Annotated in this window: 26 protein-coding genes and 1 tRNA gene; 13 read left to right on the forward strand and 14 right to left on the reverse strand. The window is 70.2% G+C overall.

What is annotated here, in order from left to right; all coding sequences use genetic code 11:
• The first annotated feature begins 49 nt into the window (after positions 1 to 49).
• On the forward strand, positions 50 to 1,087 hold the full coding sequence (locus tag BKA16_RS15665; protein WP_183371563.1) for a YncE family protein: 1,038 nt from the start codon (positions 50 to 52) through the stop codon (positions 1,085 to 1,087).
• 26 nt (positions 1,088 to 1,113) lie between these two features.
• Positions 1,114 to 2,214: a quinone-dependent dihydroorotate dehydrogenase gene (locus tag BKA16_RS15670; protein ID WP_183371564.1), complete on the forward strand. Its 1,101-nt coding sequence runs from the start codon at positions 1,114 to 1,116 to the stop codon at positions 2,212 to 2,214.
• Positions 2,215 to 2,258: 44 nt separating this feature from the next.
• Here the strand turns inward: BKA16_RS15670 and BKA16_RS15675 are convergent, their stop codons facing one another.
• Positions 2,259 to 2,798, reverse strand: a complete 540-nt coding sequence (locus tag BKA16_RS15675) for a YbhB/YbcL family Raf kinase inhibitor-like protein (RefSeq protein WP_183371565.1) — start codon at positions 2,796 to 2,798, stop codon at positions 2,259 to 2,261.
• 43 nt (positions 2,799 to 2,841) lie between these two features.
• Positions 2,842 to 4,173, reverse strand: coding sequence for a M20/M25/M40 family metallo-hydrolase (locus tag BKA16_RS15680; protein WP_183371566.1), 1,332 nt, complete (start codon positions 4,171 to 4,173; stop codon positions 2,842 to 2,844).
• A gap of 98 nt (positions 4,174 to 4,271) precedes the next feature.
• Here BKA16_RS15680 and BKA16_RS15685 point away from each other — a divergent pair.
• A tRNA-Leu gene (locus BKA16_RS15685) sits at positions 4,272 to 4,357 on the forward strand.
• A gap of 97 nt (positions 4,358 to 4,454) precedes the next feature.
• On the opposite strand, the gene BKA16_RS15690 is transcribed toward BKA16_RS15685, so the two are convergent.
• Positions 4,455 to 5,141: a phosphonatase-like hydrolase gene (locus BKA16_RS15690; RefSeq protein WP_183373108.1), complete on the reverse strand. Its 687-nt coding sequence runs from the start codon at positions 5,139 to 5,141 to the stop codon at positions 4,455 to 4,457.
• A gap of 31 nt (positions 5,142 to 5,172) precedes the next feature.
• Complete coding sequence (locus BKA16_RS15695) at positions 5,173 to 5,916, reverse strand: GntR family transcriptional regulator (RefSeq protein WP_343067455.1); 744 nt, start codon at positions 5,914 to 5,916, stop codon at positions 5,173 to 5,175.
• A gap of 154 nt (positions 5,917 to 6,070) precedes the next feature.
• Between BKA16_RS15695 and BKA16_RS15700 the strand changes: the two genes are divergently transcribed.
• The 5 genes from BKA16_RS15700 to BKA16_RS15720 all read left to right on the forward strand — a co-directional run bounded on the left by BKA16_RS15700 (position 6,071) and on the right by BKA16_RS15720 (position 11,136).
• The gene (locus BKA16_RS15700) at positions 6,071 to 7,195 is read left to right on the forward strand and encodes a TIGR03364 family FAD-dependent oxidoreductase (protein ID WP_183371568.1); all 1,125 of its coding nucleotides are present in this window, start codon (positions 6,071 to 6,073) and stop codon (positions 7,193 to 7,195) included.
• 63 nt (positions 7,196 to 7,258) lie between these two features.
• Positions 7,259 to 8,302: a 2-aminoethylphosphonate ABC transporter substrate-binding protein gene (locus BKA16_RS15705; RefSeq protein ID WP_183373109.1), complete on the forward strand. Its 1,044-nt coding sequence runs from the start codon at positions 7,259 to 7,261 to the stop codon at positions 8,300 to 8,302.
• Positions 8,299 to 9,450 (forward strand): ABC transporter ATP-binding protein, encoded by a 1,152-nt coding sequence (locus BKA16_RS15710; protein ID WP_183371569.1) that lies wholly within the window; start codon positions 8,299 to 8,301, stop codon positions 9,448 to 9,450. The genes BKA16_RS15705 and BKA16_RS15710 overlap by 4 nt, the downstream gene beginning before the upstream one ends.
• Positions 9,447 to 10,337 carry a 2-aminoethylphosphonate ABC transporter permease subunit gene (locus BKA16_RS15715; RefSeq protein ID WP_183371570.1) on the forward strand — a complete coding sequence of 297 codons (891 nt, stop codon included), beginning with the start codon at positions 9,447 to 9,449 and terminating at the stop codon, positions 10,335 to 10,337. The genes BKA16_RS15710 and BKA16_RS15715 overlap by 4 nt, the downstream gene beginning before the upstream one ends.
• A gap of 1 nt (position 10,338) precedes the next feature.
• Positions 10,339 to 11,136: an ABC transporter permease gene (locus BKA16_RS15720; protein WP_183371571.1), complete on the forward strand. Its 798-nt coding sequence runs from the start codon at positions 10,339 to 10,341 to the stop codon at positions 11,134 to 11,136.
• Between the two features lie 67 nt (positions 11,137 to 11,203).
• Here the strand turns inward: BKA16_RS15720 and meaB are convergent, their stop codons facing one another.
• The 3 genes from meaB to BKA16_RS15735 are packed head-to-tail and all read right to left on the reverse strand — an operon-like array spanning position 11,204 to position 16,353.
• The gene (gene meaB, locus BKA16_RS15725) at positions 11,204 to 12,199 is read right to left on the reverse strand and encodes a methylmalonyl Co-A mutase-associated GTPase MeaB (protein WP_183371572.1); all 996 of its coding nucleotides are present in this window, start codon (positions 12,197 to 12,199) and stop codon (positions 11,204 to 11,206) included.
• 13 nt (positions 12,200 to 12,212) lie between these two features.
• Entirely contained in the window at positions 12,213 to 14,456 is a 2,244-nt protein-coding gene (scpA, locus tag BKA16_RS15730; protein ID WP_183371573.1) for a methylmalonyl-CoA mutase, read from the reverse strand.
• Between the two features lies 1 nt (position 14,457).
• Positions 14,458 to 16,353, reverse strand: a complete 1,896-nt coding sequence (locus tag BKA16_RS15735; RefSeq protein WP_183371574.1) for a methylmalonyl-CoA mutase family protein — start codon at positions 16,351 to 16,353, stop codon at positions 14,458 to 14,460.
• Between the two features lie 110 nt (positions 16,354 to 16,463).
• Between BKA16_RS15735 and BKA16_RS15740 the strand changes: the two genes are divergently transcribed.
• The 4 genes from BKA16_RS15740 to BKA16_RS15755 all read left to right on the forward strand — a co-directional run bounded on the left by BKA16_RS15740 (position 16,464) and on the right by BKA16_RS15755 (position 18,967).
• Positions 16,464 to 17,204, forward strand: a complete 741-nt coding sequence (locus BKA16_RS15740) for a TVP38/TMEM64 family protein (RefSeq protein ID WP_183371575.1) — start codon at positions 16,464 to 16,466, stop codon at positions 17,202 to 17,204.
• A gap of 76 nt (positions 17,205 to 17,280) precedes the next feature.
• Positions 17,281 to 17,865: a hypothetical protein gene (locus BKA16_RS15745; RefSeq protein WP_183371576.1), complete on the forward strand. Its 585-nt coding sequence runs from the start codon at positions 17,281 to 17,283 to the stop codon at positions 17,863 to 17,865.
• Positions 17,862 to 18,422, forward strand: coding sequence for a hypothetical protein (locus BKA16_RS15750; RefSeq protein WP_183371577.1), 561 nt, complete (start codon positions 17,862 to 17,864; stop codon positions 18,420 to 18,422). Before BKA16_RS15745 ends, BKA16_RS15750 begins: the two co-directional genes overlap by 4 nt.
• A 26-nt stretch (positions 18,423 to 18,448) precedes the next feature.
• A complete protein-coding gene (locus tag BKA16_RS15755; RefSeq protein WP_343067457.1) occupies positions 18,449 to 18,967 on the forward strand; it encodes a hypothetical protein in 519 nt (172 codons plus the stop codon).
• A 34-nt stretch (positions 18,968 to 19,001) separates the two neighbouring features.
• Here BKA16_RS15755 and BKA16_RS15760 read toward each other — a convergent pair whose 3' ends face one another.
• Positions 19,002 to 19,835, reverse strand: coding sequence for a DUF3097 domain-containing protein (locus BKA16_RS15760; protein ID WP_183373111.1), 834 nt, complete (start codon positions 19,833 to 19,835; stop codon positions 19,002 to 19,004).
• 92 nt (positions 19,836 to 19,927) lie between these two features.
• Between BKA16_RS15760 and BKA16_RS15765 the strand changes: the two genes are divergently transcribed.
• The gene (locus tag BKA16_RS15765) at positions 19,928 to 20,716 is read left to right on the forward strand and encodes a serine/threonine protein kinase (RefSeq protein WP_183371578.1); all 789 of its coding nucleotides are present in this window, start codon (positions 19,928 to 19,930) and stop codon (positions 20,714 to 20,716) included.
• 45 nt (positions 20,717 to 20,761) lie between these two features.
• Here the strand turns inward: BKA16_RS15765 and BKA16_RS15770 are convergent, their stop codons facing one another.
• Genes BKA16_RS15770 through BKA16_RS15795 form a run of 6 tightly spaced genes read right to left on the reverse strand, consistent with a single transcriptional unit; the run spans position 20,762 to position 26,499 of the window.
• Positions 20,762 to 21,823, reverse strand: coding sequence for a ferrochelatase (locus BKA16_RS15770; protein ID WP_183371579.1), 1,062 nt, complete (start codon positions 21,821 to 21,823; stop codon positions 20,762 to 20,764).
• Position 21,824: 1 nt separating this feature from the next.
• Complete coding sequence (inhA, locus tag BKA16_RS15775) at positions 21,825 to 22,658, reverse strand: NADH-dependent enoyl-ACP reductase InhA (protein ID WP_183371580.1); 834 nt, start codon at positions 22,656 to 22,658, stop codon at positions 21,825 to 21,827.
• Positions 22,659 to 22,704: 46 nt separating this feature from the next.
• Positions 22,705 to 23,439 carry a 3-oxoacyl-ACP reductase FabG1 gene (fabG1, locus tag BKA16_RS15780; protein ID WP_183371581.1) on the reverse strand — a complete coding sequence of 245 codons (735 nt, stop codon included), beginning with the start codon at positions 23,437 to 23,439 and terminating at the stop codon, positions 22,705 to 22,707.
• Between the two features lie 60 nt (positions 23,440 to 23,499).
• A complete protein-coding gene (locus tag BKA16_RS15785) occupies positions 23,500 to 24,492 on the reverse strand; it encodes a VWA domain-containing protein (protein ID WP_183371582.1) in 993 nt (330 codons plus the stop codon).
• Positions 24,489 to 25,430, reverse strand: a complete 942-nt coding sequence (locus BKA16_RS15790; protein ID WP_183371583.1) for a DUF58 domain-containing protein — start codon at positions 25,428 to 25,430, stop codon at positions 24,489 to 24,491. The genes BKA16_RS15785 and BKA16_RS15790 overlap by 4 nt, the downstream gene beginning before the upstream one ends.
• On the reverse strand, positions 25,417 to 26,499 hold the full coding sequence (locus BKA16_RS15795; RefSeq protein WP_246372376.1) for an AAA family ATPase: 1,083 nt from the start codon (positions 26,497 to 26,499) through the stop codon (positions 25,417 to 25,419). Before BKA16_RS15795 ends, BKA16_RS15790 begins: the two co-directional genes overlap by 14 nt.
• Between the last annotated feature and the right edge of the window lie 152 nt (positions 26,500 to 26,651).

Here is a 26,651-nt window from a genome sequence, read left to right on the forward strand (position 1 = left end):
ATGCTACCCATCGATTCTTGAGTTTCGCTGATCGCGCAAGATGGAGGGCATGCGTGTGCGAACCAGATTGGCGGCCGGACTGCTCGTCGCGGCGACTGCCGTGTCCTTGACGGCGTGCGGCGACTCCGGTGACGGAGGCGCCGACGGAGTCGAGACCCTTCCGCCCGCCACCGCCGCGGTGTCGCCGACCGGTACCGCGCAGCCCGCGGGCACGGTCGTCCCGCAGGGTGCGGGCACGGCGGTCGCGGTCTCCGGATCGACCGCCGCGGTGCTCGGTGCGGACGGACGCACCGTGACTCTCCACGTCGAGCCGGGCGCGACGGGCGCCCCCGCACCGAAGACCGTCGTCTCGCCGTCGGACGGTCTGGTCGATCTGATCGCCGTCGACGATCACTTCCTGGCGGTCGGACCGAACGGACTGGTGCGCATCGAGACCGACGGCCGCACGTCGGTGACCGACGAGAAGATCGACTCACCGTTGACGCTCGCCGCGTACAAGGACCAGACGCTCGTCGGCACCGGAAAGGGCCAGATCGTGGTCCTCGACCACGACGGCAGACGGGACAAGGTGATCGGCGGCTTCGTCCGCGTCGACGACATCCTCGTGGCGCCGCCGACCGCGACCGAGGTCGAAGGCCAGGTCAGCGTGCTCGACCAGGCGCAGTCGGCCATCCTGCCGGTCGACATCGAGACCGGGGAGCACAAGGCCGCGCTGCGGGCGGGCAACGGCGCCACGAACGCCGTGGTCGACAAGGTGGGGCGCATCCTGGTGACCGGCACCCGCGACGACCAGTTCTACGCGTTCTTCGGTTCGCCGATCGTCATGCGGATGCGCGCGCCCGCCCCGGCGAGCCCGTTCGCTCTCGCCTACGACGATCAGCGCGATCTGCTCTGGGTGAGTTCGACCACCGAGAACGAGGCGGTCGCCTATGACATCTCCCACGGCGACGCCCGTGAACGCGACCGGGTGCCGACCGTCGGTCAGGTGACCGCGATGACCGTCGATCGCACGAGCGGCCGTCTGCTGATGGTGTCCGGTCGCGGCGACGGACTCCAGGCCGTCCCGCCGCTCGACGCCAAGCCCTGACCCTCTGCGACACCCGAAAGCACCCCATGCTGAGCACTCTGAATCGACTGGCCTATCCCCTGCTGCTCAAGGCGATGTTCCTCGTGCCGCCCGAGCGCATCCACCGGCTGATCGCGACGCTGATCAGACTCGCCGGGCGCACCCCGGTGGTGCGTTCGCTGCTGGCGCGGTTGTTCGCACAGCCCGATCCGGTGGTGGCGAGCACGGTCTTCGGCGTCGACTTCCCCGCCCCGATCGGGCTGGCCGCGGGCTTCGACAAGTCGGCCGAGTGCGTCAACGCGTGGGGGCAGCTCGGGTTCGGCTACGCCGAGATCGGGACGATCACCGGTCAGGGGCAGCCGGGCAACCCCGGACCGCGACTGTTCCGTCTACCCGCCGACCGCGCGTTGATCAACCGGATGGGCTTCAACAATCCGGGCGCGGCCGCGGCCGCGAAGAAGCTGCGGGAGCCGCGCCCGGGACCGGTGCGGACACCGATCGGCGCCAACATCGGCAAGACCAAGGCGGTCCCGCTCGACGGCGCCGTCGACGACTACCGTCTCTCGGCAGGTCTACTCGGGCCGCTCGCCGACTTCGTGGTGGTGAACGTCAGCTCGCCGAACACCCCGGGGCTGCGGGACCTGCAGGCGGTCGAGTCGCTGCGCCCCGTGCTGGCCGCCGTCATGGACGTCGCGGCGGCGCCCGTGCTGGTGAAGATCGCTCCGGACCTGTCCGACGAGGACGTCGACGCCGTCGCCGATCTCGCCGTGGAGCTGGGTCTGGCGGGCATCGTCGCCACGAACACGACCATCGGCCGCGACGGGCTGTCGACTCCGGCGGCGCGCGTCGAGGAGATGGGGGCGGGCGGCCTGTCCGGCCCACCGGTGGCCGATCGATCGTTGGAGGTGCTGCGGCGCCTGTACGCGCGCGTCGGCGGCCGGATCGCCCTGGTGAGCGTCGGCGGCATCGAGACCGTCGATCAGGCGTGGGAGCGCATCCGGGCGGGCGCCGACCTCCTGCAGGTCTACACCGGATTCATCTACGGCGGCCCGGTCTGGCTGCGCGGACTCAACGACGGCATCGCCGGACGCCTCCGAGCCCACGGCTTCGCCTCGCTGAGCGAGGCCGTGGGCTCGGAGAACGGGTAGGCGAGGAGGTGTCGACTCCGCTCGACCGGCGGAGTCGACACCTCTTACTCCCCCGGCAGCTCGAATACGGCGGTCAGCGTGCCGCGTGCGATGGCGTGGGAGTAGAGGTTGAAACCGAGGAACGCGGGCGTCGCGCCCTCGGGCAGTTCCAGCGACTCCACGTCGACGGCGTGCACGACGAAGATGTACCGGTGCGGGCCGTGGCCGGGAGGCGGTCCCGCACCGACGAACTGCGCCAGGCCCGCATCGTTGCCGAGGGTCACGGCGCCGGCGGGCAGATCGGCCGAGTCGGGCGAGCCCGCGCCCGCGGGCAGCGAGGTGACCGACGCCGGGATGTCGGCGACGGCCCAGTGCCAGAAGCCCGACGCGGTCGGGGCGTCCGGGTCGAAGCAGGTCACCGCGAAGCTCTTGGTGCCGGACGGGGAGCCGGACCAGCTCAACTGCGGGGAGACGTCCTCGCCGCCCGCGCCGAAGATCGCCGACACCTGCGGCATGGGGAGCGTCTGTCCCTCACTGAAATCGGTCGACGTCACGGTGAGGTCGGGCAGTCTCGGCAGGACCGAGTACGGATCGAATGCGGTCACGATCTGTTCCTTTCACCCTCTGGCGGCGACGCCGCCGTCCGGGTCAGCAGTGGTGGAGGAAATGCTCAAGAACCTTGGTACCGAACAGGATCGACTCTACCGGGACGCGCTCGTCGACTCCGTGGAACAGAGCGGCGAAGTCCAGATCCGGCGGCAGTTGCAGCGGCGCGAACCCGAAACAGCGGATGCCGAGCTTGGCGAACGCCTTCGCATCGGTGCCGCCGGACAGCATGTACGGCACGGTGCGCCCGTTCTCGTCGTGAGCGACGACCGCGTCGTTCATCGCATCGACGAGGTGACCGTCGAACGTCGTCTCGTAGGCGTCGAGGTGGGTGATCCACTCGCGCGTGATGTTCGGGCCGATGAGTTCGTCGATCGTCGCCTCGAACTCCTTCTGGCGGCCGGGCAGCACCCGGCAGTCGATGACCGCCTCGGCCTGCTGTGGAATGACGTTGGCCTTGTACCCGGCCGACAGCATCGTCGGATTGGCGGTGTCGCGCAGCGTGGCTCCGACGATGCGCGCCAGGTTGCCGATCTTGAACAGCGCGGTCTCCAGGTCCGGTGTCTCCGGGCTGAAGTCGAGACCCGTCTCCTCCGACAGCGCCGCGAGGAACTCGCGGACCGACTCGGTCATCACGAGCGGGAACGTGTGGGCGCCGATCCGGGCGACGGCGGCCGCGATCTCGGTGACCGCGTTGTCGGCGTGCAGGAACGAACCGTGCCCGGCGGTGGCGTCGCAGGTGAGCTTCATCCACGACAGGCCCTTCTCGGCCGTCTCCACCAGGTACAGACGGCGGGTGGTGCCGTCCGGGCGGTCGACGGTCAACGAGAAGCCGCCGACCTCGCCCACGGCCTCGGTGATCCCGTCGAACAGCTCCGGGCGGTTCGCGACGAGCCACTGTGATCCCCAGGCGCCGCCCGCCTCCTCGTCGGCGAGGAACGCGAACACGATGTCGCGCGGGGGCACCGTGCCGTCGCGTTTGAACTGGCGGGCCAATGCCAGGACCATGCCCGCCATGTCCTTCATGTCGACGGCTCCGCGGCCCCACACGTATCCGTCGCGGACGGCGCCGGAGAACGGATGCACGCTCCAGTCCTCGGCCTGTGCGGGCACCACGTCGAGGTGCACGTGGACCAGCAGCGCGCCGCGCTCGCGGTCGGCGCCCTCGAGACGGGTGAACACGTTGGCCCGTCCGGGCATCCCGGATTCGACGTACTCGGTCTGGTAGCCCACCTCTTCCAGCTGCTGCTGGACCCAGCGGGCGCATTCGGCTTCGCCGACCGTGGTCTCCGGCGCTCCGGTGTTCGACGTGTCGAACTGGATCAGACGGCTGACGAGGTCGACTACTTCTTCGGTTGCTCTAGAGGACGTCACACCCTCAATTACTAGGCGATTTGGGATACCGGGGCAAGCATGGTTATTGTTTACGGGCACGAGCGAAACGGCCCGCGCGGCAACTGAATACTGATCGAGTCCGAGTGGCGGAATGGCAGACGCGCTAGCTTGAGGTGCTAGTGTCCTATTAACGGACGTGGGGGTTCAAGTCCCCCCTCGGACACTCGAGAGATCCCCGGAGCGAGCGCTTCGGGGATTCTTCATCTGTCCAGGTCGTAGACGCGGAGGCATCCGCGCCCGGCGGCGGATGCCTCCGTCCGTCAGTCGAGGACGCCCGGCAGGGAGGCGATCTCGACGACCGATGCGAGCACGTGGTCGGCGCCGTTGTCCGCCAGCGTCGACGCGGGCGTCTGGCCGGTCAGCACACCGACCGAGACGGCCCCCGCGTTGCGGGCGGCCCGGACGTCGACCGCGGTGTCGCCCGCGGCGAGAACGGCCGCGGTGTCGACGACGCCCGTCGCCTCCATCGCGCGGAAGATCATGTACGGAGCGGGTCGGCCGGCGGGCACGTCGTCCGTGGTGATCACCGCGTCGAGCACCACGCCCGCCCCCTCCCGCTCGCTCCAGCCGAGAGAGCGAAGGAGCGGGTCGACGACGGTTCGGTCGAACCCGGTCGTCAACGCCACTTCGACGCCCGCGGCACGGAGTCGGGCGAAGAGCTCCTCGGTGCCCGGGATCGGCCGCGGCGGCCGGCTGCGGTACTCGTCGGCGAGGATCTCCTGGAAGCGCGCGAACGCGGTGAGCGCCGCGGCGCGGTCGACGTCGACGCCGCCCAGCCGCGCGAGGTTCTCGATCGCGGTCACCTTGTCGGTGCCCATCCACTGCGCCAGGTCGGCGTCGGCGACGCCCGCCCCCAGCTCCTCGACGCAACGCCGTAGCGCGTCGTACACGGCGCCGCCGTCGTCGACGGTGGTGCCCGCGATGTCGAAGGCTGCCAGTCTTATCATTCCGGTCACTGCTCTCCCTGTGGTGAACGACTCATGCGAGCCGGATCTGAGACCGACCGCCGGCGGCGGTCAGACGGTTCGTGATGCTGATCGCGCACTGTCCCGGCACGTACCGGTCTGTCGCGCATTCGATGACGCGACCAGTCGAGTCCTCGGTGGTCCGTCGCACCCGCATCATCGGGGTCCCCTCGTCGACCCCGAGATGCTCGCGGTCCTGCACGGTCGCGGCGACCGCGTCGACGTGATGGGTCGAGCTGTACAGGTCGATGCCCTGATCGAGCATGAAACGGTTGATCGACCCCGAGTCGGGGTCGAACTCCATCAGGACACGTCCGACATCCCAGACGAACGACATCGTCTCCAGCAGGGCGGGCTCGCCGTCGAGGGTGCGGGCGCGAACGATGGTCAGCACCGGGTCGCCGACCTCGACGTCGAGCCGATCGGCGAGATCGGCGTCGGCGGCATGCCTCGACTGCAGAACGGTGCGCTGCCCGGGCGTGCGTCCCTGAGCGACGGCCCACGCGGTCAGCGATCCGAGGACACTCGCCTCGTGGATCGGCGCGGATCTGCGGACCAGCGAAGGCCGTCCCTGACCGCCGACGAGCAGTCCGTCGGCGCGCAGCGCCGCGATCGCCTGTCGAACAGGGCCGCGGGAGACGCTGAACTCTTTGCACAGTTCGGCCTCGCTCGGTGCACGGGACCCCTCGGGCCACCGTCCGGAGGCGATCCGGGATCGGAACTCGTCGGTGAGACGTCGATGTATGGGCACGGTCACAGACTTGAGTATACAAATGAATCGGCATATCGAGCGCTTCCCGAGCGAACCGTAGATGAACAACGATCTACCTGGTTTAACAAGAATCCAACTTGTACATACAACTATCGATCTCGTGTTGCCACGGGGATCCGCCCCGAGTGAACTGTCCACCATGAGCACCACAGAATGCGACGTCCTCGTCGTCGGCGCCGGGATCGTCGGTCTCGGCCACGCCCTCGCCGCCGCCGACGCGGGCCTGTCCGTCACGATCATCGACCGCGATCGGCGACCGGTCGGCGCGTCGATCCGCAACTTCGGCCACGTCTGCGCGACCGCGCAGACCGGGACGCTCCGCGACCTCGCGCTCGGCAGCCGACAGCGCTGGCTCGACGTCGCATCGCGCTCCGGGATCGGCGTGCGGACCGGCGCGGGCCTCGCCGTGGCGCGGCACATCGACGAACTCGCCGTTCTCGACGAACTCGCGCAGACCCGCGGCTCGGTGCGCCCGCTGACCGCCCTGGACGTTCGCGACGAGATCGGCGGCGCGGCCGACGGCGTCGTCGGCGGAGCGCGTCTGCTCGACGATCTGCGGATCGATCCGCGGACGGCCGTGCCGACGCTGGCCGCGTGGCTCGCCGAGCGCGACCGCGTCGAGATCCGATGGAACACCGCCTACCACGGAGTCGACGAGACGCAGACCCCCGACGTCGTGGTCCGCACCTCACGCGGCGCCGTCCGCGCCGGACGCGTCTACGTCTGCGTCGGCCACGACCTCGACACCGTGGCGCCGTCGGTGACCGACGAGGCCCGCGTCGCCCGCTGCGCGCTGTCGATGATGCTCACCGCCGATCCCGGAATACGCATCGATCCGGCCGTGCTGACCGGCACCTCGCTGCTGCGCTACGAGGCCTTCGCGCAGACCGCCGCCGCGACCGCGCTCGGCGAGCGGCTGCGCGCCCGCCGACCGGAGCTGATGGCCGCCGACACGAACATCATGTTCACCCAGCGACCCGACGGCGGTCTGCTCATCGGCGACTCCCACCACGTGGAGCCGACCGTCGATCCGTTCCTCGACGAAGACGTCGCCGACCTGATCCGCCGGGAGGTCTCGTCGGTCCTCGGCGTGGACCTCACCGTCGTCCAACGGTGGCAGGGCGTGTACGCGTCACGGCCGGACGGCCCCTACCTCACCGCCGAACTCGCGCCCGGCGTACGCGCCTGTTCGGTCACCACCGGAGTCGGCATGACCGTCGGCCTCGAACTCGGCGCCCGTCACGTCGCCGACGACCTCCCCTGACTCATCCACCCCTCCGCTCACTCCATGCCCAGAAAGGCCCCATCAGCCATGCGCAAGCGCACTCTGCCCGTCCGTCCCCTCCGCATCGCGGCCGCGACCGCCGCGGCGTTGTCCCTGACCGCCGTCGCCGCATGCGGCGGCACCGGCGGCGGATCGTCGTCCGCCGACTCCGTCACCGTCTACAGCGCCGACGGCCTCGGCGACTGGTTCACGACCCAGTTCAAAGCGTTCGAGGACGAGACCGGCATCTCGGTGGACTACGTCGAGGGCGGATCCGGCGAGGTGGTCTCCCGCGCCGACAAGGAGAAGTCCAACCCGCAGATGGACGTCCTGGTGACGCTCCCCCCGTTCATCCAGCAGGCCGATGAGAAGGGACTCATCGGCGACACCCGTCCCGCCGGGATCGACGCGCTGCCCGCCGAGGCGAAGGCCGACGACGGCCACTACGTCACTCTCGCCGACAACTACTTCACGATGATCCGCGGCACGCGAGTGTCCCCCGAACCGACCTCGTGGGACGATCTCCTCGCGCCGCGCTTCGCCCAGAGGATCCAGTACTCGACACCCGGTCAGGCCGGCGACGGCACCGCCCTGATGCTGCTCGTGCAGCATCTGTACGGCGAGCAGGGCGGCCTGGACTACCTGACCCGGCTGCAGGCGAACAACGTCGGACCGTCGGCGTCGACGGGCAAGCTCGGCCCCAAGGTCGGCACCGGCGAGCTCTCGGTCGCCAACAGCGACGTCCAGATGGCGCTGGCCGCGATCAAGAACGACAAGGCCGCATACGAGACGTTCATCCCGACGGGACCGCACGGCGAGCGGGTGACGCTCTCGCTCCCCTACGCCATGGCCGAGGCCGCCGACGCGCCCCACGGCGCGAACGCGCAGAAACTCATCGACTTCCTGATGTCCGTCGACGTGCAGAAGACACTGGCCGACGACGCCTTCGGAGTCTCGGCGCGCACCGACGTCCACGCGACCGGTTCCAACGCCGACGCGATCACGGCGGCCGTCGACGGAGCCCAGATCTGGCAGCCCGACTGGAACGACGTGAACGAGCGGTTCGACGCCCTGGTCGAGGCGTACGGGAAGGCGACGGGCCAGTGAGCACCGGACTGCGTCGACTGCGTCGGACGACCGACTCCGCCCCCGCGCGCGACCGTGCCTCGACCGCTCCCGCCGTGCGACTGGCCGGTGTGTCGGTCGCGTACGGCTCCACGCTCGCGCTGGCGGACTGCTCGTTCGAGGTGGCCCGCGGCGAGACGCTCGCGCTTCTCGGACCGTCCGGATCCGGGAAGTCGACCGCGCTCAAAGCCGTCGCCGGATTCGAGAACGTGGTCGCCGGGACCGTCGAGATCAACGGCCGCGACGTCACCCGATTCCCGCCCGCCGCCCGGGGCATCGGTTTCGTCGTCCAGCAGTATGCGCTCTTCCCTCATATGACCGTGCGCAGGAACGTCGCGTTCGGGCTCACCGCCCGACGCACTCCCCGATCGGAGGTCAAACCGCGCGTCGACGAGGTGCTCCGCATGGTCGGCATGTTCGGATTCGCCGACCGCCTCCCGCGCGAACTGTCCGGCGGACAGCAGCAGCGGGTGGCGATCGCGCGGGCCCTCGCGAGTCGCCCCGATCTGCTCCTGCTCGACGAGCCGTTGTCGGCTCTGGACACCAGGCTCCGACAGGAGATGCTGGTCGAACTGCAACAGTTGCGGCGTGACCTCCCGGACATCGCGATCGTCCACGTCACCCACGATCAATCGGAGGCGCTCGCACTCGCCGACCGGATCGCGCTGATGCGCAACGCACGCCTGGAGTCGATCGACACCGCCGACACCCTGTTCCATCGCCCGCCCAGCGAGTTCGCGGCGACCTTCCTCGGCGGCGCAGACATCCTCCCGGTCCGCGCCGTCGACGAGATCGCGCCCGGCGGCGTCGGCGTCCTCGATCACGGCGGCGTCCCGATCCGCGCGCGCAGCGTCGACGGTGTGCCGCGCGGCAGGCATCTGGCACTCGCGGTGCGGCCGTGGGCGTGGCGGTTCACCGGTGCGGAGCCGGCGAACGGGTTCGAGGTCGAGGTGCTCGACGTCCAGTGGCGCGGATCGACGCGGCACGTCAGGGTACGAGTCGTCGCGACCGACCAGCGGCTCGGCGTGGACGTCCCGGTCCTGCAACACGCGCCGCCGCCCGGCGAGAGGCTCTTCGTCGACGTGGCGCCGCACGACGTCCACATGGTGCCCGCGGAGAAGAGCGCATGACGCCCGTCGCCGCGCCACCGCGCACCGAACGGGCGTCCCGGCCCGCTCCGCCGTCGCGGCGCACCGGGCTCCCCGGCCGCCTCGGAACCCTGGCCCTGCTCCTCGGTCCTCTCGTCGTACTGGCCGCCGCACTCGGCTACCCCCTCGTCGTCGCCGTGTCCCGATCGTTCACCGATCGCGACGACCGGTACGTCGGGACGCAGACCTGGGCGTCGGCGCTCGGCGACCCCGCCGTACGCCGAGCGATCGGGCAGACCGTCGAGATCGCGGTGGCGTCGACCATCGGCTGCGTGGTGGTCGGCACGTTCATCGCCTTCGTCCTGTCGTTCGTCCCGTTTCCGGGGGCCGGCGTGATCGTGCGCATCATCGAGGCCGTCGTCTCGCTGCCGTCGTTCCTGATCCCGCTCGCGCTCGGCGTGATGTTCGGCCCGGTCGGCGTCGTCTCCGCCGTCACCGGCCACCGTCTGGCGTTCATGAGTTCGGTGACCGGAGTCGTGCTCGCCGAGGTCGCCTTCTACACGCCGTTCGTCGTCCGACCGCTGCTGGCCGCGTTCAGCCAGTTCCCCACCGCTCAGATCGACGTCGCGTCCTCACTCGGCGCGGGCCCCCTGCGCATCGCGATGCGCGTGATCGCCCCCGCCGTGTGGCCCGCGCTCGCCGCCGCGGCGTCGTTGACGTTCCTGCTCACCCTCAACGAGTTCGGCATCGTCCTGTTCACCGGTGCGAAGAGCGTGACGACGTTGCCGATCCTGATCTACACGAAGTCGATCGTGGGCTCCGACTTCGCGACCGCGGCCGTCCTGGCGACCGTTCAACTGTTCCTGTCCCTCGGCGCCTACCTGCTCTACCGCACGGTGGTCCGCCGCTTCGACACCACCGGAGGCTGACATGCTGATTCGCGACCGAACCTCGCGCGTCGTCGTCTGGACGGTGTTCGCCGTCGTCGTCGCCGTGCTGGTGATCGCGCCGATCCTCATCACCGCGATCACCGCGTTCGCCGGTTCGTGGACGTCGGTGTTGCCGTCCGACTTCACTCTCGACCACGCGAACGCCGTGCTGTCCGCGGAGAACCTGCAGTCGGTGTCGGTGTCGGTGCAGACCGCGGTCGTCGCATCGGCGATCGCGGTCGCCGTCGGCACCTGGGCCGCGCTCGCCGTGCGGAAGGCCCCGCCGCGGCTGCGCGGTCTGCTCGACGCCGCCTATCACCTCCCCGTGGCGATACCGTCCGTCGTCATCGGTCTGGCCGTGCTGATCGCGTTCTCTCGTCCACCGGTGATCCTCAACGGCACCGCGAGCATCGTGATCCTCGTCCAGGCCCTGCTGGTGCTGTCGTTCGCGTTCTCGATGGTGTCGGCCGCGGCGAGATCGCTCGATCCCGATCTGGATCGGGTCGCCGGATCGCTGGGCGCATCGCGGCTTCGGATCCTGACGACCGTCACACTGCCCTTGCTGGCGCCGTCGATCGCGGCGGCGGCCGGCCTGTCGATCGCGCTGTGCATGGGGGAGCTCGGTGCCACGATCATGGTCTACCCGGGCTCATGGCGGACGCTCCCGGTCACGGTCTTCACCCAGTCCGACCGCGGCGACCTGTTCGGCGCCGCCGCCAACACGCTCCTGCTGGTGCTGGTCACGGTCGTGATCCTCGGCGTCCTCGGCCGGGTGCGCTCGCGCGCCCAGGTCCGCTGAGCACCGATCCGGACCGCACGTCCCGGCCGTGTGGCCGGGACGTGCGGCCGAGACGTGCGGCGACGCCCTAGAACCCGGCCTGCTCCACGATCTGATCGGCGGCGAGCGTCGGGGTCAGCGAGCCGTCCAGGACGGCCTGTTCGACGTCGCGGCGGACCGCCCGCACGCCGGGGGCCTCCTCCAGACGGTTCAGGACGTTCTCGCGGACCATCGTCCACATCCAGTCCACCTGCTGCTGCGCACGACGGCGAGCGAACTCCCCCGCCTCGGTCAACACGCTGCGATGTTCGGTCACCGACTCCCAGAAGCGGTCGACGCCGGACTTCTCCATCGCACTCATGGTGAGCACCGGCGGAGTCCACAGCGCATCGTGCGGATAGATGAAGCCCAGTGCGTTCCGCAGTTCCCGAGCCGCCGCCCGTGCCTCGTTGACATGCTTGCCGTCGGCCTTGTTGACCACGACGATCTCGGCGAGCTCGAGGACGCCCTTCTTGATGCCCTGGAGCGAGTCGCCGGTGCGGGCCAGGGTGAGGAAGGTGAACGTGTCGACCATGTTGGCCACGCTCACCTCCGATTGCCCGACGCCGACGGTCTCGACCAGGACCACGTCGTATCCGGCGGCCTCGACGAGCACGATGGTCTCGCACGTGGCCTTCGTGACGCCACCGAGGGTGCCCGACGTGGGCGACGGACGCACGTAGGCGTCGGCGGCGGCCGACAGCTCGCCCATCCGCGTCTTGTCGCCGAGGATCGAGCCGCGCGTGCGTGTCGACGACGGGTCGACGGCCAGCACGGCCACCCGGTGGCCCTGCGCGATCAGGTACATGCCGAGCGCCTCGATGGTCGTCGACTTGCCGACGCCCGGGACGCCGGTGATGCCGACGCGGAACGACTTCCCGGCATGCGGGGTCACCTGCAGGAGCAGCTTCTGCGCCGCTTCCCGGTGGTCCGGACGCGTCGATTCGACGAGGGTGATCGCCTTGGCCAGATCGGCGCGACGCCCCGCCAGCACTCCGGCTGCCAGGGCGTCGACGTCGATCGGGCGGCGGTTGGCCGCACTCATAGGATCTCCAGACTCACTTGTTGCGAGACGCCAGTTCCAGGTCCAGCTGATCGGCGAGCTTGCCGATCAACTCGACCGCCGAGTCGGCGATGACGGTGCCCGGCGGGAAGATCGCCGCCGCACCGGCCTCGTACAACTCGTCGAAGTCGCCCGGAGGAATCACACCGCCCACGACGATCATGATGTCCTCGCGGCCGACGGCCGCCAGCGCCTCGCGGAGTGCGGGCACCAGCGTGAGGTGGCCCGCCGCCAGCGACGACACGCCCACCACGTGGACGTCGTTGTCGGCGGCCTGCGCCGCCACCTCTTCGGGCGTGGCGAACAGCGGGCCCACGTCGACGTCGAAGCCGAGGTCGGCGAACGCCGTGGCGATCACCTTCTGGCCTCGGTCGTGGCCGTCCTGACCCATCTTCGCGACCAGGACGCGGGGACGCCGGCCTTCGGCCTCGGCGAACTCGTCGACCACGGCCAGCGCGTCGTCGATGTTCGACACAGCCTCTCCCGCCTCGTTCTTGTAGACGCCGGTGATCGTCTTGATCTCGGCCTGGTGGCGGCCGAAGACCTTCTCCATAGCGTCGGAGATCTCACCGCCGGTCGCACCGGCGCGCGCGGCGTTGATCGCCAGCGCCATCAGGTTGTCGTCGAGGTCGCTGCCGCCCGGCGCGGCCGCCGCCCGGGTGAGGTCGGCCAGTGCGGCGTCGACCGCCGACTGGTCGCGCTCGGCGCGCAGCTTCTCGAGTTTGGCGATCTGCTCGGCGCGGACCTTAGAGTTCTCGACCTTGAGGACCTCGATCTCCTCGTCCTGCTCCGGCCGGTACTTGTTGACGCCGATCAGCGGCTGACGACCCGAGTCGATGCGCGCCTGGGTGCGTGCCGCGGCCTCCTCGATCCGGAGCTTGGGCAGCCCCTCCTCGATCGCCTTGGTCATGCCGCCCGCGGCCTCGACCTCTTCGATGTGGGCGCGTGCCTTCTCCGCCAGCTGGTGGGTGAGCCACTCGACGTAGTTCGAACCGGCCCACGGGTCGATCGGTCGCGTGGTGCCCGACTCCTGCTGTAGGAGCAGCTGGGTGTTGCGGGCGATGCGCGCGGAGAAGTCGGTCGGCAGGGCGATCGCCTCGTCGAGCGCGTTGGTGTGCAGCGACTGGGTGTGCCCCTGGGTCGCCGCCATCGCCTCGACGCAGGTGCGTGCGACGTTGTTGTAGACGTCCTGTGCGGTCAGCGACCAGCCCGAGGTCTGCGAGTGGGTGCGCAGCGACAGGCTCTTGGCGTTGCGGGGCTCGAACTTCGCGACCAGTTCGCTCCACAGCAGACGCGCAGCGCGGAGCTTGGCGACCTCCATGAAGAAGTTCATGCCGATGCCCCAGAAGAACGACAGTCGCGGCGCGAACTTGTCGATGTCCAGTCCCGCCTCGAGACCGGCACGGATGTACTCGACGCCGTCGGCGAGCGTGTACGCCAGCTCCAGGTCGGCCGTCGCTCCGGCCTCCTGGATGTGGTAGCCGGAGATCGAGATGGAGTTGAACTTCGGCATCTTCTGGCTGGTGTAGGCGAAGATGTCCGAGATGATCCGCATCGACGGGGTCGGCGGATAGATGTAGGTGTTGCGGACCATGAACTCCTTCAGAATGTCGTTCTGAATCGTTCCGGCCAGCTTCTCCGGCGGCACGCCCTGCTCCTCGGCGGCCACGACGTACAGCGCCAGGATCGGCAGCACGGCGCCGTTCATGGTCATCGACACCGAGACGTTGCCCAGGTCGATGCCGTCGAACAGCTGACGCATGTCCAGGATCGAGTCGATCGCCACACCGGCCATGCCGACGTCGCCCGCCACGCGCGGGTGATCGGAGTCGTAGCCGCGGTGGGTGGCGAGGTCGAAGGCCACGGACAGTCCCTTCTGACCGGCCGCGAGGTTGCGACGGTAGAAGGCGTTCGACTCGGCCGCGGTGGAGAATCCGGCGTACTGGCGGATGGTCCACGGCTGGTTGACGTACATCGTCGGGTACGGGCCGCGGATGAACGGCGCCTCACCCGGGATCGAGTCGAGCGGGTAACCGCCGTCGGCGGCCGCGGCGTCGCGGTCGGCCCGGGTGTACACCGGGCGCACGTCGATCTGCTCGGGGGTGCTCCAGGTGATCTGTTCGGCGGTGTAGCCGTGGGCGCCGGCGAGCGCGTCGGTCAACGCCTCCCCGCTGCCCGCGTCCGCGGCGGCCGCGGTCAGTTCGACGTCGGCGAAGTTCGGAATCGTCGTGTCTGTCATGTCACACTCCCGTCGATGCGGTAGGGGCGGTGGCCTCGAGCAGGTCGGTCAGGACCGCGACGGCGTCGATGCCGACCTTCAGGTGTCCGTCGACGGGCTCGTCGGCCGTCCACTCGCGTTCGGGACCCGCGACGAGGAGTCGACCGACGCCTGCCTCGCGGGCGGCCGCCGCAGCGGCTCCGCCGTCGTCGGCGTACCGGGCCTTGGTGCCGCACAGCACGGCGACGACGTGCGGATTGTTCGCGACGGCGTCGGCGACGTCGGCCGGGCTCAGCGGACCGGGGTTGATCGCGTCGATGCCGCCGGCGGCGAGCAGGTTGGCGATGAAGGTCGTCCGGCCGTTGTGTTCGGCGACCGGGCCGAGCGGCAGCATGAGGATCTGCGGACGGTTCTCGGCGGCGTCGGCGCGGTCGCGGAGTTCCTCGAAGCGGCGTGCCACACGAGCCAGTGCGGGCGAGGCGGTCGGCAGGTCGGTGGTCCGAGCCGATCCCTCGGAGCGGGTCGGCTCGCCCAGGTTCGGGAACTCGCTGACGCCGGTCACCGGTGCGGTGCGGTGCGCGACGGCCTCGTCGCGTGCGGCCAACGACTCGGCGACGATCGAGGCGACGGCGCCCCCGTCCAGGGCCGCGGAGTATCCGCCCTGACGCTCGACGTCGGTGAACACCGTCCATGCGGCGGCCGCGAGATCACTGGTGAGCGACTCCACGTACCAGGAGCCGCCCGCCGGGTCGAGGACACGACCCAGGTTCGACTCCTCGAGCAGCAGCAGCTGGGTGTTGCGCGCGATGCGGCGAGTGAACGGCGAGCGCGAGGTCCGCTGGTCCACGGGGATCGCGGCGTCGAAGGTGTGCACGGTGACCTGATCCGCGCCGCCGACCCCGGCGCCGAAGGCGGCCACGGTGCTGCGGAGCATGTTGACCCAGGGGTCGCGCTGGCTGAACATCGCCAGATCGGTCACCGCGTGAGTGATCGCGGCGCCTGCCTCGGATGCACCGAGGACGTCGGCGACCCGGGACCACAGGGTGCGCAGCGCGCGCAGTTTGGCGATGCCCGCGAACTGGTCGTCGGCGATGGACACGGCGAACGTCACCTGGTTCAGGGCGGCCGCGGTGTCCAGTCCGGCGGCGACGGCGTCGCGCACATGAGCGAGGGCGACCGCCACGATCAGGCCGAGCTCTTGGGCGTTCGATGCGCCGGCCTGGGCGAAGTCGGTGCCGTCGACGCGGAAGGCGCGCACGCCCGCCGGTGCCGCGACGGCGAGCTCGGTGGCCTGCGCCGCCGATGCGCTCGCACGGCCGGAGAAGGCCGCGGTGTACGGGGAGAGTCCGAGACTGTGCGTGGTCGCCGCCGTCGTCGGAGCCTGCTCCGGCGCCGCGGGTGCGGCGGCCAGAACGTCCAGGAACGCTCGGGCCGCGGCGGCGCCGTCGGCCCCGCCGTCGATGGTGACGGGCATCAGATCGAGGTAGACGCCCCGCAGGACCACCGCGAGATCGTCGGCGGCGAGGTTCGCCCCCACCGCCAGCCACAGTCCGCTGGTGCCATTCGCGGCGGCTTCGAGGATCGACTCGTTGATCGCGACCGCATCGGCGTCGTCGGCGAGGTCGCCGAAGCGCTCGGTGACCCGCCATCCCTGGGTGACGTCGCGTGCCGGGTCGGCGCCGCGGACGAACGGAAACTCGCCGGGGACGCCCTGCTCGGCGACCTCGTCCTTCCGCGTGTACAGCGGGCGGACGGTCACACCGTCGCGGGTGGGCGTCGCGAGCATCGCCTCTGGGGGCTCTGGCAGCTCCTCCGGGGTGGTGCGCGCCGATTTGGCGAGCACCCCCGCAGCCGCCTTCGTCCACCGGTCGTATGCCTGTGCCAGGCTCGGGTCCACCGGATTCTCACCTGCCGTCATCGATCAGCAGCCTTCCGTCATACGCGAATAGAAACATGCATTCGAACCTTAACCGATCGATCGCTCGGCCGTAGCATCGCGCTGCGACCGCCCCCGTAAGATAAGTCACGATGCGCCGTGACACACGAGACCGGAAGATCCTGGTCGAAGAAGCAGTCTCCCTCGACGGCGAGACCGCCGCCCCGATCGCGGCTCCCGAAGCGGAGGACCAGCGCTCGACGGCGGTGCGGCGGGCCCTCATCGGCCTCGTGGTCGTGGTGATCGTCGCCCTCGCCGCCTACCTCGTCCCGTTGCCGTCGGTGGCCTTGGCTCGTGAGTGGTCCGACGATCTGGGCCCCTGGTTCGCCTGGGCGTTCTTCGCGGTCTACACGGTGGCGACGATCGCACCGATCCCCCGCACCCCGTTCACAGTGGCCTCCGGCGTGTTGTTCGGACCCGCTCTCGGATTCACCGGAGCGATCGTGGCGGCCACGATCGCGGCCGTCGTCGCCTTCGCGCTGGCGCGCGGACTGGGTCGGCGCCGCGTGGCGCCCCTGCTGGCCAAACCCGTCGTCGCCACGGTCGAGGCCCGACTCGCGCGGCGCGGCTGGCTCGCGGTCGGGTCGCTCCGACTGATTCCGGTCTGCCCGTTCTCCCTGGTGAACTACCTGTCCGGGCTGTCGTCGGTACGACCGGTCCCCTATCTGATCGCCTCCGTTGTGGGAACGGCCCCGGGCACCGCCGCCGTGGTGTTTCTCGCCGATGCGCTGACGGGCGAGACGCATCCGGCGATGATCTTCGTCTCCGGTGGACTCTTCGCGATCGGACTGATCGGACTGATCGTGGACGCGCGAATGCCTGTCAATGATTGAACCTTGATTCCCACAGAATCAAGCCTTTAGACTTGATTTGAGATAAATCAAAGTATTCCGCTTGACGAGGAGGGGCATGTTCGTCGTCACCGTCGATCAACGCAGCAGCAGAACCGACCGCGACCGCGTTCCCGAGGTCCTGGCGCGCTATGCGTCCGCGCACACAGTCCGTCCGTTCGATCGGACGGCGGGCGACGAGGTGCAGGCCGTATTCGACTCCGCCGACGAGCTCGCCCCGATCGCCGTCGACCTCGCCGCCTCCGGCAACTGGAGTGTGGGCATCGGTGTCGGGCCCGTGGAGCTCCCCCTGCCGGCGACGACGCGGGCCGGGCGGGGCCGGGCGTTCGAGGCCGCCCGCGAGGCGGTCGAGGCCGCCAAGCTCGATCGCAGACGACTCCGCGTGGTCGGCGACTCTGCCGCCGCGACGCACGCCCAGACCGCCGCCGCCCTCCTGGTCGACGTCGTCGCCGGCCGATCGGAGGCCGGTCACGACGCGGTGGCCCTCATGCGGACCGGTGTCACGCAGACGCAGGCCGCCCGCGAGCTCGGCATCTCCCCGCAGGCCATGTCCTCTCGCCTGCAGGCCGCGGGCTGGGACGTGCAGACGTCGGGTGAGGCTCTCGTCTCCTATCTGCTGGCCGAGGCCGGAGATCGATCATGATCGCGACGATCCTCCTCGGCGTCTCCGTCCTCGCCGCGGCACTGGGCGCCTGGCGTCGGTCGCGGATGGCGGCCGATCCGGCCGTGTCCGACCGGTCCGTCCTCGTCGCCGATGCGACGACCGCGATCGGCATCGTCGTGCTGCTGGTCCCCGCGGCGGTCCTCGCCTGGCGCGCCGACCCGCTGACCGGCGGCGAGTATGCGACCGCGGCGGTGCTGGCCGTCGCCGTGGCCGCGTTCACCGGCAGCAGCGTGGTGCGGCTCGTGCTCACCGCGGGCGGGATCCCGACGCGCGCGGACAATCACGACGATCCCGGCGACGGTGAGACTCCACTGCGGGGCGGGCGCATCATCGGGGTGCTCGAGCGGGCGAGCGTCGCGGCGTGTCTGTTACTCGCCTGGCCGGCGGGACTCGCGGTGATCCTCGCGGTCAAGAGCCTGGCCCGCTTCTCCGAACTGCGCGCGCCCCGCGCCAGCGAACAGTTCATCCTCGGCACGTTCGCGTCGGTGATGTGGGCGTGTGCCGTCGCCGGAATCGGTTGGCTCCTGGGCGTCTGACGTCCCTCCGCGTACCCTCGTCGAACGTGAGCAACCAGATCCAGATCATCGGCCATTGGACGGCGACGCTGCCCGGCGGCCTGCGTGCACAGCTGGCGGTGGCCGCCCAGGACGGCCGCTACGCGCTGATCTACACCGACGCCGACGAGTGGGACGCGGTCGCCTTCGCCTACGACGAGGAGTCGGCCCGCCGCACCGCCGACCTCATCGGTCACCTCGTCACCATGCCCGAACACCTGCGGATCGGCGGCGACAGCATCGCGTCCACGCCGGACGGCGACCATCCCGGCGTGGAATGGGTGGTGCCGACCGAAGTGGTCGACGACCCCGATCCGGCCGTGCGCCTCACCGGCCCCGGAACCCGACGTCTGTGGGCGGTGCCCAGCACCGACGGCGAGGTCCTCGGACTGCTCAATCCGGACGGTGATCCGCGGGACATCGCCGAGTTCGTCTCCGTGGAGGCCGCCGACGCGTTCATCGCGTTCCTGGACGCGATGCTCGGCGATCGGGCGTACGGGGAGAGACAGGCTCGCGGGGAGAGATAGGCGCACGGGGAGCGACAGGAGTACGGGAAACAGGCTACGGAGCACCCGGGCCGACGGTCACGAAGTCGATCAGTTCCTCGACGCTCCGGAGCAGCGGCACCTCGATGTCGCGGAAGCTCGAGACACCCGCGAGCACCCGTCGCCAGCCGTCGCGGGGCGCGCCCCACCCGAGTTCGGTGCAGATGCCGGTCTTCCAGTCGGTCCCCATCGGGATCGTGGGCCACGCGGTGATGCCGACCGACGCCGGCTTCACCGCCTCCCACACGTCGATGTAGGGGTGGCCGCAGACCAGCACGTTCTCCCCGACCTCCGCGGTGAGCCTGGCCTCCTTCGTCCCAGCCACGAGATGGTCGACGAGCACGCCGGCACGACGGTGCGGTGCGGGCTGGAACTCGGCGAGGACGGCGTCCAGGTTGTCCAGTCCGTCGAGGCTCTCGACGACGACGCCCTCGGCGCGCAGATCGTCGCCCCAGACCCGCTCCAGCAGCGTCGCGTCGTGCACGCCTTCGACGAAGATCCGACTCGCCCGGGCGGTACGAGCACGCTGCTTCGGGGCGGCCCGCGAACCCGACGCCGTCCGGGCCTGTGCCTGCGCGACCGGTCCGCGGCCCTTCGGCCGGACGAGCGTCACGGGCCTGCCGTCGATGAGGAACGCCGCCGGATACATGTGGAACACCCGGACACGACCGCGTCGGTCCTCCAAACGCACCATATCGCCCGCGTAGCTGCGTTCCATGCCGACCACCGCACCGCAGAATCCGGTGGCCGCGTCCTCGACGACGAGGTCTTTCTCGGCCGCCACCTCGGGTGCCTTCGGCTTGGTCTTGCGGGGTGAGGCCAGCACGTCGCGGCCGTAACGATCGTCCATCACGGTCGCCAACCCTATGGCACGCCGACGGCCCCGTCGCGCAGGCGCTCCGCGCACCCCCGCACGAGGTGTCCGAGTATCGTGGTCAGGCGATGAGCACTCCCCCGATCACCACCATGCGCGCCTGGCCCGCCGCGTCGCTCGCCGTCTGGGCGGCGGCCCGCGACGCCGGACGCTGCGCTCCCGACGACGTCCTGCACACCCTCGGCGACTTCGCACAGGTCCACGAGGTCGACGCCGCCGAGACGAGCGGCGATGTGCTGTCGCTACTCGACATCGTCTCGCGGAACGCCCATCTCGCGGTGCGGATGCCCGCACCCGGCGACGCGCAGGGGCTGCCTCCCGGGGCGTTGACGCAGGCCGCGATGACGGCCGGAGAGGTGCTGCTGCTCGATCCGCGGCCGGTCGGCGCGGAGGGCGTCGTCGACGCGCTGGCGCTGATCCCGCGCGGCACGCCCGAACGCTGCCGCTGGACGGTGCTGCGGTCGGAGACGCCGATCGCCGTGGACCGTCTCTCGTCCGATCTGCCGCTCGGCGAACTCGAGTACGAGTTGCGCGACGCCGTCGGAGAGACCGCGCAGATCATCGCGGGCCTGTCCGGGGCGCGCGCGGCGTCGCCCGCCGACCTGCGGGACGCTCTCGGCGCACTCACCGAGGCTCGCCGGATCGATCTCCCCCCGCACGACAATCCGCGCGTCGACCGGGTCCTGGCCAGTGCCGCGCAGATCGATGCGATCGTGGCGCTGGCGGGGTCGGGAACGCTCGGGGTGACCGGTGCGCAGCACGACGTCGCCGACGAACGGCTGCGCGAGCTGGCGTCGCTGACCCGGGCGGCCCGCACCGCCGCGATCAACACGTGCATCGTCGACTATCGGCGGTGAAGGACTATCGGCGGTGTAGGCCGCCTACACGCGAGTGAACGCCGCCTACACGCGAGTGGAGGCCGGCCGCCGCACCGGGACACAGCAGTCCGGGCGGCAGATCCCGCCGTTGTCGCCGCAGCCCATCGCGGTGAGATCTCCCCCGCCGTCGACATAGCGTTCGACGAGGTCGGCGACGAGCGCGACGAAACGCCGAGACGGACCGGCCGTGGCGACCCGGACGTAGTCCATGCCGAGTTCCTCGGCGAGGTCGGCGGCCTCCGAGTCGAGGTCCCACACCACTTCGAGGTGATCGGAGACGAAGCCGATCGGGCAGACCGCGACCCGCTGCACCCCGTCGGCGTGCAGAGCGCGCAGATGGTCGCAGATGTCGGGGTCGAGCCATGGCACCTGCGGCGGCCCCGACCGCGACTGCCAGACCACGTCGAACTCGTCGACGCCGACCAGTCCGGCGACCGCGGCCGATGCCGCCCGCACCTGGCGGGAGTAGAGCCGACCGCCGTCGGCGGCGGGTCCCGCCGCGCGATCGGCCGACTCGGGGATCGAGTGCGCGGTGAACACCAGACGCGGCACCGGGCCGTCGGCGAAACGCGCCAGGCCGACGCGGACCGCGTCGGCGACGGCACCTCGGAACTCAGTCTCCTCGCTGAACTGCGGCAGCTTGCGGAGCACCACGTCGGCCGGCAGACCGTCGACGGAGCCCAGCGCCTTCTCGATGTCCTCGTGGTATTGCCTGCAGCCCGAGTATCCGCCCCACGCGGAGGTCGGGAACACCAGGATCCGACGGTGTCCGTCGGCGATCATCTCGGCGAGGGTGTCGCCGGCCAGCGGATGCCAGTTGCGGTTGCCGAAGTAGATCGGCAGCCCGTCGCGGCCCCGACTGTCGAGTTCGGCGCGCAGGGCGTCGATCATGTCGAGGTTGAGTCGGTTGATCGGCGACACCCCGCCGAAGTGCAGGTAGTGTTGCGCGACGTCGTCGAGGCGTTCGGGCGGCACACCCCGGCCGCGCGTCACGTTCTCCAGGAACGGACGCACGTCGGCGGGCTTGTCGGGGCCGCCGAACGAGAGGAACAGCACCGCGTCGAACGGTGCTCCAGCGGAAGCCACCTCAGGCCAGGAAGTCGTCCGGGAACCAGGTGTTGTGGCTCGCGCCGCCGTCGACGTAGACGATCGAGCCGGTGGTGGCGGGCAGGAAGTCCGACAGCAGGGTGCACACGCTGGTGCCGACCACACCGGGGTCGTCGACGTTCCAGCCGATCGGCGACGCGCCGTCCCAGTACTCGTTGAGCATGTTCAGCTTCTTGGCGTCGTCGGTCGCGGTCCCCGAGATCGCCTTGGCGGCGAGTGTCTTGATCGGGCCCGCGGCCACGAGGTTGGAGCGGATGCGCTTGGCCTCGCCGACCTCGCGGGCCACGTAGCGGTTCACCGACTCGAGCGCGGCCTTGGCCACACCCATCCAGTTGTAGTCCGGCAGCGCGGTGCGGGGGTCGAAGTCCATGCCGACGATGGCGCCGCCCTCGTTCATGACCGGGAGTGCGGCCCGCGCGAGCGAGGCGTAGCTCCACGCCGAGATCTCGAACGACTTCGCGACGTCGGGTCCCGGGCCCTCGAGGAACGGCACCGCGTCCGGCCCCATCAGGGTCTTCGGGGCGAAGGCGATCGAGTGCACCAGGCCGTCGATGCCCTGCGGTGCGAGTTCGCGGACCTTGTCGGCGAGCGCACCGAGGCTCTCCTCGTCGGTCACGTCGAGCGGAACGGCGGGCGGCACCTCCTGCGGCAGACGCTTGGCGATGCGGTCGATCAGGCGCAGGCGCTCGGGGATGCCGGTGATGATCACCGTCGCCCCCTGCTCCTGGGCGACCTTCGCGGTGTGGAATGCGATGGAGGCGTCGGTGATGATGCCGGTGACGAGGATCGTCTTGCCGTCGAGAATGCCGGTCACTGCTGTGCTCCTAGCTCGAAGTGGGAAATGATCGTCGCGGGCAGGCTCACTGGCCCATGCCCATGCCACCGTCGACGGGCAGCACGGCGCCCGTGATGTACGACGCCGCATCGGAGGCGAGGAAGCTGATGGCCGCGGCGACGTCCTCGGCCTTGCCGGTCTTGCCGAGCGGGATCGCCTGCTTGGCCATCTCGATGTAACGGTCCTCCATCGCCGCGGTCATGTCGGTCTCGATGAAGCCGGGGGCGACGACGTTCGCGGTGATGTTGCGCGAGCCGACCTCGCGGGCGATCGACCGCGCCAGACCGATCAGGCCGGCCTTCGACGCCGCGTAGTTCGTCTGGCCCGGGACGCCCGACGTGCCCACGACCGACCCGAGGAAGATCATGCGACCGAACTTGGCGCGCTGCATGCCCTTCGTGGCGACCTTGGCGCACCGGAAGGCGCCGGTGAGGTTCGCGTCGATCACCTTCACGAAGCTCTCCTCGGACAGACGCATCAGCAGCATGTTGTCGTCGATGCCCGCGTTGGCCACGAGCACCTCGACCGGTCCCTGGTGCTCGGCGACCTCGGCGAAGGCGCGCTCGACCGACGCCATGTCGGTCACGTCGCACTGGACGCCGAACAGGCCGTCGGGGGCGCCCGAGCCTCGGTGGGTCACCGCGACCTTGTGGCCGTCGGCGGACAGTCGGCGTGCGGTGGCGAGTCCGATGCCGCGGTTGCCGCCGGTCACCAGGACCGAACGCGAGGTCTGCTCAGGGATCTGTGAGGTCTCTGCCATGGTTGATCAACCTATCTCAGCGGGACGGCGACCGCGAAAGCGCGTCGCACGATGTCGGTGTCAGGGAAGTCGTCGGTTGAGCAGGAGCGCGCCGGCCGCGCCGATCAGGACGATGAACGTGCCCGCCAACAGCCACGGCCGCGAGTTGTCGCCGCGCTGACGTTCGTACCCGATCTGCTTCTGCAGCGTCTCGTACACCTTGTTCAACTCGTCGAGGCTCGACGCGGTGAAGAAGTCGCCCTTGGACAGGTTCGCGATGGTGTGCAACGAGTCGTCGTCGACGGGCACCGGGACGCGTTCGGCCCCGCCGCTCGGCGACTCGATGTCGACGGTGCCGTGCATGGTTCCGAACGAGATCGTCGACACCGGAACGTGCTTCTCGGCGGCCTTGCGCGCCGCGGTGAACGCGCCGCGCGGGTCGTCCGGATTCTCCGGGACCGTCTCCTTGCCGTCCGAGAGGAGCACGATGCGGGCGGGCGGTGCCGCGGCGTCGCCGCCGAGCGCCGCGTTGAGCGTCTGGATCAGTTGCAGCCCGGCGAAGATGCCCTCTCCGGTGGCGGTCTTCTCGGCCAGGCGGAGGTTGTCCATCGCCTTCTTCGTCGCATCGTGATCCGGCGTCGGCGAGACGAGGGTCGACGCGGTGCCCGCGAACGAGACCAGGCCGAGGTTGATGCCGTCGGTCAGATCGTCGGCGAACCGCTTGCCCGACGCCTGTGCGGCCTGCAGGCGCGACGGCTCGACGTCGGTGGCCTTCATCGACTGCGAGACGTCGACCACCAGGACGACCGTCGCTCGGTTGCGGGCCACATCGCGTTCGGCGATCGGTCCCGCCGCCGCGATCGTCAACAACAGGACGCCCACCGCGAGGATCGCGAACGGCACGTGCTTGAACCGGTCGGCCTTGGCCGGTGCCACCGATTTGAGGACATCCATGTTCGAGAACGCCAGCGCCCGCGCCTTCCGACGCCGCAGGACGTAGACGTACACGCCGACGAGGGCGACGACGAGCAGGATCGACAGCAGCCACCAGGGGTGGGCGAACCAGTTGCTCATCGGCCGACTCCCGCCGACAGTCCGCGGCGGCGCCGTCCGACGAAGCGCACGGTGTCGGCGATCCAGTCGCGGTCGGTCCGCAGCGGCAGCACCGAGCCGCCGCTGCCGCGGAATGCCTTGTACACCTGCTCCCGGTGTGCCGCCGCGGCGGCGGCGAAGTCGGCGCGCAGGGCCGGGGTGGCGTCGACGTCGAGCAGTTCACCCGATTCGGCGTCGCGCAGGGTGAGCGCGCCGACCTCGGGGATGTCGACGTCGCGTGGATCGAGCACCTCGACACCGAGCAGTTCGTGGTGGGCGCCGATGGCACGCAGTGATCGAGTCCAGTCGAGGGGACCGAGGAAGTCGCTGACGACGACGGCCAGCCCGCGTCGGCGCAACGGGCGACGCAGCGCCTCCAGGCCCGCGTCCAGGTCGCCGCGCACACCGGGCGCACTCCGCTGCGTGGTCGCGACCGCCTTGAGGAGGGCGCGGTCGTGTGCGGCGCCCGATCGGGCGGGGATCCGGACGATGTTGTCGCCGGTCACGATGACCGCACCGTGCCTGTTGCCGCCGCCCGCGGTCAGGTGCACCACCGCCGCGCAGGCGGCGACGGCGAGGTCGCGCTTGGTGCGTCCGCCGGACCCGAAGTCGAGGCTCGCCGAGGCGTCGACGACGAACCACGTCTCGAGCTCGCGGTCGGCGATCATCTGGCGCACATGCGGGGTGCCGGTCCGCGCGGTGACCGACCATTCCATCCGACGCACGTCGTCGCCGGGTTGGTAGGGCCGCGCCTCGCCCGGTTCGGATCCCGGTCCCGGGATCAGACCGAGATGTTCGCCCTGGAGCACTCCGTCGAGCTTGCGACGGACCGTGAGTTCCAGAGTCTTGAGCGCTGCGGTCAGCTGCGGGTCGTTGAGGGTGCCGTCGTGGAACGACGGGAGGCCGCTATCGACCGGCATGACCCTGCTGATCCGGCGATGCCGCCTGCGTCTGCTGCGGAGCCTGTTGCGGCGGCGTCTGCGGCGGTGCGGCGGGTGCCTGCTGCGGCATCTGCGGCTGGGCCTGCGCCTGCGGCTGTCCCGGCTGCGCGACCGGCGTCGCGCTGACCTGCGGAAGTCCGACGGTCTGCAGAATGCGGGTGATGATCGCGTCCGCGGTCACCTCGTCGGCCATGGCGTCGTAGCTGAGCACGAGGCGGTGGCGCAGTACGTCGGGGATCACCTCGACCACGTCCTGCGGGATCACGTAGTCGCGTCCGTGGATGAGCGCGAGGGCGCGTGCGGCGGCGACGATGCCGAGGGTCGCGCGCGGCGAGGCTCCGTAGGCGAGCCACTGCTCGACCTCGTGGAGACCGGCCTCGGCCGGGCGACGCGTCGCGTTGATGACGCGGACCACGTAGTCGACGAGGGCGTGGTGGACGAAGACGTTCGCGGCCTTGGCCTGCAGGCGCATCGTCGTCTCGGGGTCGAGGATCTGCGACGCCGACGGCGGAATGTTGCCCATCCGGTAGACGATCTCACGCTCTTCTTCGACGCTCGGGTAGTCGACGACCACCTTGAACAGGAAGCGGTCGCGCTGCGCCTCGGGCAGCGGGTACACGCCTTCGTTCTCGATCGGGTTCTGGGTCGCCATGACCAGGAACGGCTCGGGCATCGGGTAGGTGGTGCCGCCGATGGACACGTGCCGTTCGGCCATCACCTCGAGCAGCGCGGACTGCACCTTGGCCGGCGCGCGGTTGATCTCGTCGGCGAGCAGGAAGTTCGCGACCACCGGGCCGAGCTCGGTGTCGAACTCTTCGCGGCCCTGACGGTAGATGCGGGTGCCGATGAGGTCGGTCGGCACCAGGTCGGGGGTGAACTGCACGCGGGAGAAGCTCCCGCCGATCACCGTCGCGAACGTCTCGACGGCCAGCGTCTTCGCGACACCGGGGACGCCCTCCAGGAGGATGTGCCCCTTGGCGAGCAGTCCGACGAGGATGCGTTCGACGAGTTTGTCCTGTCCGACGATCACGCGCTTGACCTCGTACATCGCGCGTTCGAGGATCTTGGTGTCCTCAGCGGTGAGTGCCAGGTCCGGACTGTCCGTTGAAGTCAAGCGTTCGCTCCTGAAGATCGACATGGTCGTGCTACCTCAACCACCCTAGCGGTCCGGCCCCGATGCGCGCCGCCGCAGACACGCCG

The organism is Gordonia humi (genome assembly GCF_014197435.1).
GTDB lineage: Bacteria > Actinomycetota > Actinomycetes > Mycobacteriales > Mycobacteriaceae > Gordonia > Gordonia humi.

Coding starts and splice junctions, on each gene's coding strand:
- BKA16_RS15665 (WP_183371563.1), top strand. CDS start 50: ATGCGTGTGCGAACCAGATTGGCGGCCGGACTGCTCGTCGCGGCGACT.
- BKA16_RS15670 (WP_183371564.1), top strand. CDS start 1,114: ATGCTGAGCACTCTGAATCGACTGGCCTATCCCCTGCTGCTCAAGGCG.
- BKA16_RS15690 (WP_183373108.1), bottom strand. CDS start 5,141: ATGATAAGACTGGCAGCCTTCGACATCGCGGGCACCACCGTCGACGAC.
- BKA16_RS15700 (WP_183371568.1), top strand. CDS start 6,071: ATGAGCACCACAGAATGCGACGTCCTCGTCGTCGGCGCCGGGATCGTC.
- BKA16_RS15715 (WP_183371570.1), top strand. CDS start 9,447: ATGACGCCCGTCGCCGCGCCACCGCGCACCGAACGGGCGTCCCGGCCC.
- BKA16_RS15720 (WP_183371571.1), top strand. CDS start 10,339: ATGCTGATTCGCGACCGAACCTCGCGCGTCGTCGTCTGGACGGTGTTC.
- meaB (WP_183371572.1), bottom strand. CDS start 12,199: ATGAGTGCGGCCAACCGCCGCCCGATCGACGTCGACGCCCTGGCAGCC.
- scpA (WP_183371573.1), bottom strand. CDS start 14,456: ATGACAGACACGACGATTCCGAACTTCGCCGACGTCGAACTGACCGCG.
- BKA16_RS15735 (WP_183371574.1), bottom strand. CDS start 16,353: ATGACGGCAGGTGAGAATCCGGTGGACCCGAGCCTGGCACAGGCATAC.
- BKA16_RS15740 (WP_183371575.1), top strand. CDS start 16,464: ATGCGCCGTGACACACGAGACCGGAAGATCCTGGTCGAAGAAGCAGTC.
- BKA16_RS15745 (WP_183371576.1), top strand. CDS start 17,281: ATGTTCGTCGTCACCGTCGATCAACGCAGCAGCAGAACCGACCGCGAC.
- BKA16_RS15750 (WP_183371577.1), top strand. CDS start 17,862: ATGATCGCGACGATCCTCCTCGGCGTCTCCGTCCTCGCCGCGGCACTG.
- BKA16_RS15760 (WP_183373111.1), bottom strand. CDS start 19,835: ATGGACGATCGTTACGGCCGCGACGTGCTGGCCTCACCCCGCAAGACC.
- BKA16_RS15765 (WP_183371578.1), top strand. CDS start 19,928: ATGAGCACTCCCCCGATCACCACCATGCGCGCCTGGCCCGCCGCGTCG.
- fabG1 (WP_183371581.1), bottom strand. CDS start 23,439: ATGGCAGAGACCTCACAGATCCCTGAGCAGACCTCGCGTTCGGTCCTG.
- BKA16_RS15785 (WP_183371582.1), bottom strand. CDS start 24,492: ATGAGCAACTGGTTCGCCCACCCCTGGTGGCTGCTGTCGATCCTGCTC.
- BKA16_RS15790 (WP_183371583.1), bottom strand. CDS start 25,430: ATGCCGGTCGATAGCGGCCTCCCGTCGTTCCACGACGGCACCCTCAAC.
- BKA16_RS15795 (WP_246372376.1), bottom strand. CDS start 26,499: ATGTACGAGGTCAAGCGCGTGATCGTCGGACAGGACAAACTCGTCGAA.